Here is an 11,398-nt window from a genome sequence, read left to right on the forward strand (position 1 = left end):
TTGCCACCCGAAACTGATCTCGGGAGTGGATTGCGAATGGTTCGCTTGGCAGGTGTTTCCCCGCTCGGAGACGCTCCCCGGTCCGAAGTGAAACTTTGCATCCCGGTGCCCTACGCGTCCGTCGCAATCCCTCAACTTCTCTCGCGGCTACCAAGAAACGGCCAGCGCTTCAGCTTGCCGCAGGACCAACTTGACAGCTTCGGAGGCAAGATCCGGTGGGTATCCGTGGCGTTTCAGGATGCGCTTGACCGCGATACGCATCTTGGCGCGCACGTCGTCGCGGCGCCACCAGTCGGTCCCGGCGTTGCTACGGACGGTCCTGACCAGTTCGGTAGCGATGACGCGCAGTTCCTCGTTCCCCATGACCTCGACCGCGCTGTCGTTCAGAGCGAGGGCGTCGTAGAAGGCGCGCTCCGCGTCGGTCAGATCGTCCTCTGGTTCGGCTTGCAGGTCTTTCGCAATTGCAATCAGTTCTTGCAGGATCTGCAGCGCGTCGACGCTGCGGTTGTGGTAGCTCGCGATGGCCTTTTCCAAGCGGGACGAGAACTCCTCCTTGCGAACGACGTTCGTGCGCGCCCGGGACGAAATCTCGCCGTTCAGGAGCTTTTTCAGCGCCTCGACGGCTAGGTTCTTGTGCTTCATGTTCTGGATTTCCAGCATGAAGGCATCGGACAGGACCGAGATGTCCGGACGGTCGAATCCGCAGGCCTCGAGGATGTCGACGACCTCGGTCGAGGCGACTGCACGGTTGAGCAACTGCTGAATCGCGAGGTCGTGGCTGGCGCTGCTACGCCCGTTGCCACCACGGCCCAGCTTTTCTAAGCCTGCCCGAAGCGCCGAGAAAAAGGCGACTTCTTCGGCATGAGTGGTTGCCTGGGGGCTGCCGGATGCAAGCTTGAAGCCCTTGATCAGCCTGGCGACGGCGTCGTTGAAACGCTTCACTGCGCCGCCCTCGCCGTCTCGATCCTTTTGTAAGATGTGGTCCAGCGCCCCTGGCAGGATCCTCAGGCGGTCTGTCGGCGTGCCTGACAGAGCACCGGAATAATCGAAGCCGTGCATCTGCGCGCGGGTGACGTCCAGCGTGTCAAGGAAGGCCGCGACAGCCTCGCCTTCGTCGATCCCGGTTTTCTGCTGGTCGGGTTTCGAGTAGTGGGACAGGGCCTTCTTCAGATCGGCTGCGATGCCGATGTAGTCGACCACGAGCCCCGCGGGCTTGTCCTTGAATACTCGGTTCACGCGGGCGATGGCCTGCATCAGCCCGTGCCCCTTCATCGGCTTGTCGACGTAGAGCGTATGCATGCAGGGTGCGTCGAAGCCAGTCAGCCACATGTCGCGCACGATGACGATCTGCAATTCGTCGTCAGGGGTTTTGGCGCGTTTTCGGATGGCTTCCTGCCGAGCTTTCGATCGGACGTGCGGCTGCATCTCGGCTGGGTCCGAGGCGCTGCCGGTCATGATAACCTTGACCTTGCCGGTGTCGTCCGTGTCTCCGTGCCAGTCCGGTCGTGCCGCGATGATCCGGTCGTAGACCTCGACGCAAATCCTTCGGCTCATGCAGACGATCATGGCCTTGCCGTCCATCGCTTCGACGCGTGCGTCGAAATGCGCGAGGATGTCTGCAACGACCGTGTCTAGCCGCGGCTTTGCGCCGACCAGGGCCTCGACCCGGGACCACTTCTGCGCAGCCGCCACGGCCTGCTCATCTTCGAGATCCTCGGTGGCCTCATCGAAGGCATCGTCGATCTCGTCGCCCAGATCCGCGTCGAGCTCGACGCGTGCGACCCGGGCCTCGTAGTATAGAGGAACGGTGGCGCCGTCTTCTACGGCCTGGCTGATGTCGTAGACGTCGATGTAGTCGCCGAAAACGCCCCGCGTATTCGCTCCGACGAGTTCGACCGGGGTGCCGGTGAAGGCGATGTAGACGGCGTTCGGCAATGCCTTGCGTAGCTGATAGGCTAGCCCATGGCGCACCTCGCCGGTCTTCCGGTTCATCTTGGCCTCGAAGCCGTATTGCGTGCGGTGGGCCTCATCGACAAGGACAACGACGTTTGATCTGTTCGTCAGCTCTGGAAAGATCTCTCCGGCGTCAGGGCGAAATTTCTGGATCGTCGAGAACACGATCCCGCCGACTTCGCGGTTGAGCAGGTCTTTCAACGCCGTGACGCTTTCAGCCTGGACTGGCTCCTCTCCGAGGAGATCCTTGCACCGACCGAACGTCGCGAAGAGCTGGTTGTCGAGATCGTTCCGGTCGGTCAGGACCAGCAACGTCGGGTTCTCCATGTCGGGATGGTGCATGACACGCCCGGAGAGGAAGGTCATCAGCAAGGACTTGCCGCTGCCCTGCGTGTGCCAGATGACCCCGCCCTTGCCGTCACCGCCGCGTGCGCCGAGGATCGTCTCGGTGGCCTTTCGGACGGCATGAAACTGGTGATACCCGGCGATCTTCTTGATCGGCCCCTTGCCTTCATCTTCGAAGACGACGAACCAGCGTAGCATCGAGAGCAGCGTTTCAGGGGTCAGCAGGCCCTGCGCCAGGGTTTGAAGTGCGAGGGCCGAGCCGTCCGGCACCAGCGTCTCGCCATCGACCGTTCGCCATTTCATAAAACGATCGAGGCCGGCGGAAATCGACCCGAAGCGCGCGTTTAGCCCGTCCGAGATCACCGTCAAGAGCGACGTGCGGAACAGATCCGGGATGTCGGCCTTGTAGGTTTCTGTCTGGTTGAAGGCTGCCTCGATGTCCGCGCCCTCGGTGCCCTTCAACTCGACCATGACCAGCGGTAGCCCGTTCAGGAACAGCACCACGTCGGGGATGCGTGCGGTCTTGCCGACCACGTCGACCTGATTGATCACTCGCCAGTCGTTGGCCGTGTTCGTCCAGTCGACAAGTTGCACGACTGCGTTGCGTTCCTCGCTATCTCCGAAGTAGGTGACAGGGATGCCCTTGACCATCAGGGCATGAACGCGCTGGTTTTCCTGAACGAGATCGCTGGCGAAGACGATGTCGCGAACCCGCGATGCCGCCTCGGCGATGGCGGTCTCTGGCAGGCCTGGGTTCAGCCGGCGCACAGCGTCCAGGAACACTGGCACGAGGATCGTCTCCCGGAAGCTCGACCGCATTGGGTTGCGCATCTCGGGTGAGATCTCGGACCCATGTTGGAGCGTGAAGCCCAGGGCCGCCAGCTCACCAATGAACCAGTTCTCCAGGTCAGCTTCCGAGGTCCAGGCCATCACGAAATCTCCGGTCTGGCCTTGAAGGCGCGGACGATTTTAGCAAGCGGTTCTTTGATCACTGCTTCGAGGCGCTTCATGTGCTCCGCGTGCCAGGCAGCGAAGGAGGGCCACTGCTCCTGATCGTAGCCGTCGCAGGGCTGCGCGAAATAGATGCGGGACTCCTTTTGTCCGTCCAGCCGCAGCCAGGTAAGTTCATGCCCGAATGCCGTCTCGATCTGTTGCTGTCGCTTTGCCAACTCGTCGAAGAGCCACTTGTTTTCATCGGCGATCGGGCGAGAGAACGCGAACTCGACGCGGATCTCCTTCTTCAGGTAGATCAGACGGTATGGGCACCCGGACAGGCCCGAGCCCGCGCTGAGCCAGTGGTCGTTCGAAGGGCTGATGTTCTCGTAGAGCGTCACACCGGACCCACGCATGGTCTCCAGCGCCAAGGTCCAGTAGCCCTGCCGCAGGGCGTGGCTCTGCCTCTGAGCTCCCTTCGCCGACTTCTCCTCGTTCTCTTTCTCGGCCATCTGGATCATGAAATCCGCGGCCTCGGGCGTCGGGATCACCGGCTGGATGTCGAACAGAAGTTCCTCTGCCATGGAGAACAGGTTGACCTTGAAGCACCGGGCGTCGATCTGATGCTCGCGCAGCCAGAGCACCGTCGCCGTGACTTCCTTGCGGAAGTTCGCCGCGATGAAGATCAGGCGCTGGCTGTGACCGGGGTTCAGAACGACCTCGTCGAGTTCTTCCACATCTAGGAAGTCGCAGAGCAGCCGTGCGGCGTTGCCGCCGTCCGCGTGCCGGTCGAGGTATTGCTGGAAGATGTCGATGATCTGCGCCTTTGTCAGGCTCGACACGTAGGCGGTGTATTTCAACGCCTGCCAGGTCACATCCCGGCCGGAATCGTCGAGCTTGTTCTCGATGACGACCAACTGCCCGTGCTTGTCGAGCGCAAGAAGATCCAAGCGCTCGCGGGTGTCGGCGAAGCCGTCGAACTCCTTTTGCAGGATCAACAGTTCCTCGCCGAGCGCGTCGGGCTGATGCGCCAGCCACTCCTGAAGATGCTCGCGCTCTCGCAGGTTCAAGTCACTGAACCTCCGCTGTTCAAGGCGGCGCAGTCGGTTCTGGGTTCGGTCAATCTGGAACACTAAAGCGCATCCTCAGTCTGGAGGCGCCACACGTTGTCGAGGGCTTCGAAGATTTTGATCAAGCTCTCTCGTAGAGCGATGAAGTCTACCCATATCTCGGGATCATCCAGAGGGGCGTCGCCGAAGCTGACTACTGCACCGTCGCGATACCGGAATTCCATGGACTTCGGCGACAGCATAGCGAATTGGTGGAGAAAATCTGAGAGCGCTGTGACTTCTCTCTCATCGTAGTTTGGAAGAAGTCGCTCACGCAAAATGTCGACGAGGTAGTCGATATGGTGTGGACTCGACTTCTTCTTGTCGCGGCGCTCATTCCAATCCGGGACAAGCCCCTTAAGGTATAGCTCGAAGGTGTGTCGAGCCAGGTAAAGCGCCGGGAACGCGGCTTCTGGCTCGTTCAGGTGGTCCAGTCCGAATTCGACACTCCTCAAGGTCATTTGTCCATAACACGCTGCAAGCGCCCGAGGATCAGCTGTCTCAGTGCGCCCGTGGTCCACGAGCAGGAAACCAGGAAAGGGCTCTGCCGACCCTTTTTGTTCAGAAAACACCGTGCCGAATGGAAGCTCGCTCATGCCACCGCCTCCACCTCGTCCCGGGCCTCGCCGACGCGGAGTTCGCCCGACATGAGGCGGGGCAGGAGCGTGTCGCGGAGGGTGGCGAGAGTTTGGTTTTCGGTGGTGACCTGATGAACGCGCGCGAACATCGGTCCTGCCACTTCGTCGAACGCCTCGATCAGCCGCTCCGGCGGCAGATCGACCCTCAGGTTGTGAACGTTGTTCCTGTTGAGGGATGGAACCGCTGATCCGGAGTTGAGGGCTTTAAGATCAAGCATTTGCAGGAAGAAATAGGCGAAATAGGGCGAGCACCGGATGAAGTCTTTGACCCACAGGGATGTGTTGAGAGGCCAGAAGTCATCCAAGACAAGGAACACCTCGCCGATGACGCCGCTTCGGCCTGTGGTCACACCGGGGCCCCGCGCCTTGAACTCGTTGTGGGTTCCATGGTGTCCGCCCGCAGCAAGCACAGGGAAGTCACCGTCTGTCCGGTCCTTCTTTGGGAGGTCGAAACCCCTTTGAAGGATCAGCAGATCTCCAACTGTTCCATCTTCCCACCCCACCGGCAGGCCGTCGTCTCCGAAGCGGTCGGGGAAGAGGCCTGCGGTGTCTTCGTCCATGTGGGTGGGGGCGCGGCCTTCGGCCTTGGCGGTGACGGGGTCGAAATCGACGAACCACGACCGATAGAGCGCCCGCGCCATCGCTTCCAGGGTCGCCGCCGTCTTGCGGTTCAGCTCGATCTTGTCATCCAGCGCCCCCAACACCGCCGCGATCTCGCGTTGTTCGTCGACTTGCGGTGCGCAGATGTGGAACGCTTTCAGTTCCGGGTAGTAGATCGTCCGGTGCGTTGATCCGTAGGAGAAACGATGCAGTGCCTCGTTCTCCAGAAGCAGTGCATACTTCAAGAAGTTGAAATCGAGATCAGGGCCGCAAACCCAATTCGCAAAATCCTGACTCGTGGCCATCGGACTGCCCATGACGACGACATATCCGACGGATGCAGTCCGGGAAAGACAGACGGTATTTGCAGGCAGAATTCGTGCCGCCGAGTTGGCGATTCCGAGTTCGTTCGTGTGCTGCATCGTTTCACGCAACACGCGTCCATGATTGCCGGTCGCATCTTTGATGCCAATCCAAGAGACATCGCCGCCCCAGTATTCGGGCTTCCGTCGGCTCGGAGTATGGCCTGACTCGAGGCGCGCAAGCTCGCTGAGAGAACGCCAAGCCCAGCCCTCGGGCGGCTCTATGTCGGGCTTTCCGACGCTCAGGCAGTAGCGTCCCGGAATGATACCTGTTGTGGCCTCGCGTCCTCCAACCTTCCGGCTCATCCCAGCGCCCCCAGCCGCGCTTCGATCTCGACTTCCAGCCGTCGTCCCTCGGCGAACTGGCTGCGCAACTCGTTCATCAGGCGCTCGAACTTATCCTCAAAGGGCTCTCCGTCATCCTCGGCCGCTCCTGCGCCGACATAACGGCCCGGGGTCAGGACGAAGTTGTGCTTGGCGATCTCGTCGAGGTTGGCGGATTTGCAGAAGCCCGGCTCATCCTCGTAGGCCCTCGCGTCCGGCTCCCCGCGCCATGAATGGTAAGCCGTGGCGATCTTGCCGATCTCCTCAGGCGACAGCTCCTTTTGCTTGCGCGAGCCCGGCACCAGCGCGCCCATCTTGCGGGCGTCGATGAACAGCACCTCGCCGCGCCGGTCGCGGAGCTTGGCATCCTTGGCGATGCCGTTCGACTTGTCCTTGGCCATGATCCACAGGCAGGCCGGGATCTGGGTGCCGTAGAACAGCTGCCCCGGCAGGGCGACCATGGCGTCGATGGCGTCTCCCTCGACCAGCGCGCGGCGGATGTCGCCCTCGCCGCCGGACATGGAGGACATGGAGCCGTTGGCCATCACCACGCCGCCGATGCCAGAGGCCGAAAGGTGGGCGTAGATGTGCTGGATCCATCCGAAGTTGGCGTTGCCCACGGGCGGGGTGCCGTAGCGCCAGCGAGCGTCCTCCCGCAACAGCTCGCCCGACCAGTCAGAGATGTTGAAGGGCGGGTTGGCGAGGATATAGTCGAAGCGCTCGTCCGGGAAGGCGTCGCGCACCAGAGTGCCTTCGGAGTTCCAGCGGATGTCGGCAAAGATGCCCCGGATGGCGAGATTCATCCGCGCAAGGCCGAAGGTGGTGTGGTTGCGTTCCTGACCGTAGACGGCGATGTCGCCGCGCACGCCCTGGTGCGCCTCGATGAACTTCTCGGACTGGACGAAGAAGCCGCCGGTGCCGCAGCAGGGGTCATAGACGCGGCCCCTGGTGGGTTCGATCATTTCGACGAGGGTGTCGACGACGGACTTCGGGGTGTAAAACTCGCCCCCGCGCTTGCCTTCACTGCCTGCGAATTCGCCGATGCAGTATTCGTAGATGCGACCGATGAGGTCGAAGTCGGCCTTGGTGCCGTCGAGCTTCAGGTTGGTGAAGAGGTCGATCAGGCCGGTGAGCATGGCGCGATCGACGCTCTCGCGACCGAAGACCTTGGGCAGGGCGCCTTTCAGGCTCTCGTTGCTGGCTTCGATCGCGCGCATGGCATCGTCGATCATGACGCCGATCTTTGGGTCCTTCGAGCGCTTCGAGAGATTTTGCCAGCGCGCCTCCTCGGGCACCCAGAACACGCTCTCGGCGAGGTATTCGTCGGGGTCTTCGGCGTCTGCGTATTCGTCTGCTTCGAGTTGATCGTGCAGGCGCTTGAAGGACTCGGAAACGTAGCGCAGGAAGAGCATGCCCAAGGCGATGTGCTTGTATTCACCAGCGTCCATGGCGCCGCGCATCTTGTCCGCGGCGGTGAAAAGCGTGCGCTCAATACTCATGACATTCCTTGCCAGATACTCCGCCGCGTGGGCGGCCTTTGTCGTCGCTTGAAGCATGGCCGATTTAATCTGGGGCTTCAATCGACGAGCACTTGACCCGCGGCATCACCGAACGCGTGCCGGGGTTTTCGACCCGCGCTACGGCCGCTGAGCGACACGACCAGTGGTGACGGTATAGGGGGGGGCTGCGGCGCGAAGCGTGCGCTGCGCCTCTTAAAAATCGCAGGCAGCGCATCCCCAAAAGATGCGGGGTCATCGCTCTATATCATGCTTTGGCTAATGGTGCCCGGGGGCGGAATCGAACCACCGACACGAGGATTTTCAATCCACTGCTCTACCCCTGAGCTACCCGGGCACTGGGTGAAGGGCGCCGCCCTTCGGGTGGAGGGGAGATAGCCGAGGGCACGGGGAGTGTCCAGAGCCTTTTCGCGGAAAAAATCGCCTCCGCGCAGGAAAATGCGATGGCGCTTTTCTCGGGCTTAAAGCCGCGCTAGACCTGCCGGTATGGTCCGCGCCTTCCATGCCCTTCCCGAGATCCTGAACCACGGATTCGACACCGTCATCGATGTCCGCAGTCCCGCCGAATTTGCCGAGGACCGCGTGCCGGGGGCGATCAACCTCCCCGTGCTCGACAACGAGGAACGGGCGCGGGTCGGCACCATCTACAAGCAGCAGTCGCCCTTTCTCGCGCGCAAGATCGGGGCCGCGCTGGTGTTCCGCAACGCCGCCGCCCACATCGAGGGGCCGCTCGCCCATCACGAGGGCGGCTGGCGGCCGTTGGTCTACTGCTGGCGCGGCGGGCAGCGCTCGGGTTCGTTTGCCTGGATGCTGCAGCAGATCGGCTGGCGGGCCGAGGCGATCGAGGGCGGCTACCGCACCTTCCGCAGGCTGGTCACCAAGGCTCTCTACGAGGAGCCGCTGCCGCACCGTCTGATCCAGCTCGGCGGCTACACCGGCACCGCGAAGACCGAGCTTCTGCCGCTCCTGACGGCGCGCGGGCTGCAGGTGATCGACCTCGAGGGGCTCGCCCGGCACCGCGGCTCGCTGCTCGGCGACATGCCCGGCGGGCAGCCCAGCCAGAAATGGTTCGAGACGTGCCTCGCGCAGGAGCTCAGCACGCTCGATCCGCAGCGCCCGGTGATCGTCGAGGCCGAGAGCAGCAAGGTCGGTCAGATCATCCTGCCGCCCTCGCTCTGGGAGGCGATGAAGGCCGCGCCCTGGATCGAGGTCAGTGCTCCGGTGTCGGCGCGGGCGGTCTATCTCGACGCGGCCTATGACGACATCCTCTCCGACGGGCCGCGGCTGAAGGCGCAGCTCGAGCCGCTGCGCTATCACCGCGGACACGCGATGGTGGACCGCTGGGGGGCTTTGATCGACGCGGGCGAGCGGCTGGAGCTCTGCCGGTCGCTGGCGGAGGACCACTACGACCCGGCCTACGAGAAGTCCATGTCCGCGGTGTCGCCCGTGGTGCAGCAGCGTTTCGAGACCGGGGCGCTCGATCCTTCGGGGCTCGAGGCATTGGCGGACCGCATCGCGGAGGCGTTGCAGAAGGCGGGTCAGACCAGCGAGATGTGACCGGGCCAGTCGCCCGTGACCCGCCCGATCACCGCCGCTGCATAGCCGAACCCGCGCAGCGCTTTCACCACCTCTTCGCCATTCGGATGGCAGGCCAGCAGCCCGCCGGCGGTCTGCGGATCGAAGAGCAGGTCCTCGAGCGGGTCCTGTGGCACCAGACCCGGCACCGCGTCGCGGTTCTTGGGGTAAAGGGTCGAGCGCTGGCCCTGCGCCGCGAGCTCGAGCGCGCCGTCGAGCAGGGGGATGGCGTCACGCCGCAGCTCGGCACCCTTGCCCGAGGCCATGAGGATGCCGTGTAGGTGGCCGGCGAGGCCGAAGCCGGTGACGTCGGTCATGGCATGGGCTCCGCGCAGCAGCGCCGCCGCATCGCCCTGCGACCGGGTCATGCTGGCAAGCGCGGCGGCGACCCATGCACCGCACGCGGCACCCGCCATCTCGGCCGCCATGATCACCCCCGAACCCAGTGGCTTGGTCAGCACCAGCGCATCGCCCTCGCGCGCGCCGGAGAGCGTGATCGGTTCGGCGTCGCAGAGCCCGGTCAGGGTGAAGCCGATGGTGGTCTCGTCCCCCATCGAGGAATGGCCGCCGACGATCTCGGCCCCGGCCTCGCGCAGGATGGCGGAGGCGGCTGTGAGGATCTCGGTGAGGCTGCGCTGCGCCAGCGCCTCGGACATGCGGGGCAGGGTGATGCTGGCGGTGGCGGCCTGCGGCTCGGCGCCCATGGCCCAGATGTCGCCGAGCGCGTGCACCACGGCGATGCGGGCCATGGTGACCGGGTCCTCGACGAAGGCGCGCAGATGGTCGGTGGTCATCACCTGCCGGGTGCCGCCAATGAGCAGCAGCGCCGCGTCGTCGCCGGGCAGGGGGGTGACGTCGGCGCGCGCCGGTGGCGGCAGGTGGCTCAGCGCGGCGCCGAGCGCATCGCGGCCGACCTTGGCGCCGCAACCGCCGCACATGGGCTTGTCGCCAAGCGCCTCGACGGTGCCGGCGGCGCGGGGCACCGGCAGTCTCGGCACAGGCATCTGCGGCAGGTCGTGGAACTTCGCCATGAAGCGGCGGTCGATGCGATCCTTCCAGCGCCACATCAGCGGGCCCGAGAGCGCCATGCCGAAGCGGTCGCCGAGGGCGGCCTTCTCGCCCAGCGAGATCAGCTTGAGGTAGTCCTTCTGCGGGCGGTAGGGGCGCAGGGCGCTGTCGCCCGCGAGCCTCGCGCGCAGGTTGGCAAGCAGCACCGGCGCCTCGCGCACCGCGAAGACGCCGGCCTTGGGGCGCGGCGTCTCGGTCAGGTGGGCGCAGTCGCCGGCGGCGAAGATATCGGGGTCCGAGCTTTGCAGCGTGGGCCCGACGGCAATGAAGCCCTTGTGCAGCGCGAGGCCGCTGTCGCGCAGCCAGGCCTGCGGCCAGGCCCCCGCGGCGCCGGTGACGAAGGCCGCCTCGAGCGTGCGCCCGTCGGCAAGGGTGAGGCCCCTGGCGGTGACGGCGGCGACCGGCGCGTGCTCGTGCAGCGTCACGCCCTGCGCGGCCAGTGCCGCCCGCAGCTTTTCGGCGGCGCGCGGGCGCAGGGCCGAGAGCGCGGCGCCCCGGTCGACCAGGTGCACCTCGGCGGGTCGGTTGCGCATGCGCAGGGCATGGGCCATGGCGGCGGCGAGCTCGGCGCCGGCGACGCCGCCGCCGATCACCGCGACAGAGGCGGGACCGGACAGGTCGCGGAAGGCCGCCCACCGCGTCGCGAAGGGGCCGAGCGGCTTGGCGGGCACGGCGTGTTCGGTAAAGCCCGGCAGGTCGGGCATGGCCGAGGTGATGCCGATGTCGATGGAGGCCACGTCGAAGCCCACGGGAGGGCGGCCCGGCACGCGGATCTCGCGCGCTGCGAGGTCGATGCCTTCGGCTGTGCCGAGGATGACGCGGGCGCCGGCGAAGCGGGCGAGTTTCACGAGGTCGATGTCGAGCTCGTCGCGCCCGTAATGACCCGCGACATGGCCCGGCAGCATGCCCGAATAGGGCGCGGTGGGGCCGGGGTTGATCAGGGTGACCCGGGCGCCGGGCAGTGGATCCATTCC

The 11,398-nt window shown here is 64.5% G+C and carries 7 protein-coding genes and 1 tRNA gene; 1 reads left to right on the forward strand and 7 read right to left on the reverse strand.

Translation table 11 applies throughout. The annotated features are described in order from the left end of the window. Positions 1–147 precede the first annotated feature (147 nt). From HC022_RS04080 to HC022_RS04105, 6 genes are all read right to left on the reverse strand, one after another. Positions 148–3,228, reverse strand: coding sequence for a type I restriction endonuclease subunit R (locus tag HC022_RS04080; protein ID WP_167451439.1), 3,081 nt, complete (start codon positions 3,226–3,228; stop codon positions 148–150). Continuing rightward, entirely contained in the window at positions 3,228–4,364 is a 1,137-nt protein-coding gene (locus HC022_RS29785; protein WP_167451440.1) for a DUF4268 domain-containing protein, read from the reverse strand. Before HC022_RS29785 ends, HC022_RS04080 begins: the two co-directional genes overlap by 1 nt. Then, on the reverse strand, positions 4,364–4,936 hold the full coding sequence (locus HC022_RS04090; protein WP_167451441.1) for a hypothetical protein: 573 nt from the start codon (positions 4,934–4,936) through the stop codon (positions 4,364–4,366). The genes HC022_RS29785 and HC022_RS04090 overlap by 1 nt, the downstream gene beginning before the upstream one ends. Then, the gene (locus tag HC022_RS04095) at positions 4,933–6,246 is read right to left on the reverse strand and encodes a restriction endonuclease subunit S (protein WP_167451442.1); all 1,314 of its coding nucleotides are present in this window, start codon (positions 6,244–6,246) and stop codon (positions 4,933–4,935) included. The genes HC022_RS04090 and HC022_RS04095 overlap by 4 nt, the downstream gene beginning before the upstream one ends. Further along, entirely contained in the window at positions 6,243–7,763 is a 1,521-nt protein-coding gene (locus HC022_RS04100; RefSeq protein ID WP_217703883.1) for a class I SAM-dependent DNA methyltransferase, read from the reverse strand. Before HC022_RS04100 ends, HC022_RS04095 begins: the two co-directional genes overlap by 4 nt. Before the next feature lie 280 nt (positions 7,764–8,043). Further along, positions 8,044–8,118, reverse strand: a tRNA-Phe gene (locus tag HC022_RS04105). A gap of 149 nt (positions 8,119–8,267) precedes the next feature. Here HC022_RS04105 and mnmH point away from each other — a divergent pair. Then, entirely contained in the window at positions 8,268–9,338 is a 1,071-nt protein-coding gene (gene mnmH / locus HC022_RS04110) for a tRNA 2-selenouridine(34) synthase MnmH (RefSeq protein WP_167451444.1), read from the forward strand. On the opposite strand, the gene selD is transcribed toward mnmH, so the two are convergent. Continuing rightward, on the reverse strand, positions 9,320–11,398 hold a 2,079-nt coding region (selD, locus tag HC022_RS04115), incomplete at its 5' end, for a selenide, water dikinase SelD (RefSeq protein ID WP_167451445.1). The two genes, mnmH and selD, sit on opposite strands and share 19 nt — an antisense overlap.

Origin of the sequence: Salipiger sp. HF18, assembly GCF_011806505.1 — a bacterium.
Classification (GTDB): Bacteria; Pseudomonadota; Alphaproteobacteria; order Rhodobacterales; family Rhodobacteraceae; genus Salipiger; species Salipiger thiooxidans.

Coding starts and splice junctions, on each gene's coding strand:
- HC022_RS04080 (WP_167451439.1), bottom strand. CDS start 3,228: ATGGCCTGGACCTCGGAAGCTGACCTGGAGAACTGGTTCATTGGTGAG.
- HC022_RS04100 (WP_217703883.1), bottom strand. CDS start 7,763: ATGAGTATTGAGCGCACGCTTTTCACCGCCGCGGACAAGATGCGCGGC.
- HC022_RS04090 (WP_167451441.1), bottom strand. CDS start 4,936: ATGAGCGAGCTTCCATTCGGCACGGTGTTTTCTGAACAAAAAGGGTCG.
- HC022_RS04095 (WP_167451442.1), bottom strand. CDS start 6,246: ATGAGCCGGAAGGTTGGAGGACGCGAGGCCACAACAGGTATCATTCCG.
- mnmH (WP_167451444.1), top strand. CDS start 8,268: ATGGTCCGCGCCTTCCATGCCCTTCCCGAGATCCTGAACCACGGATTC.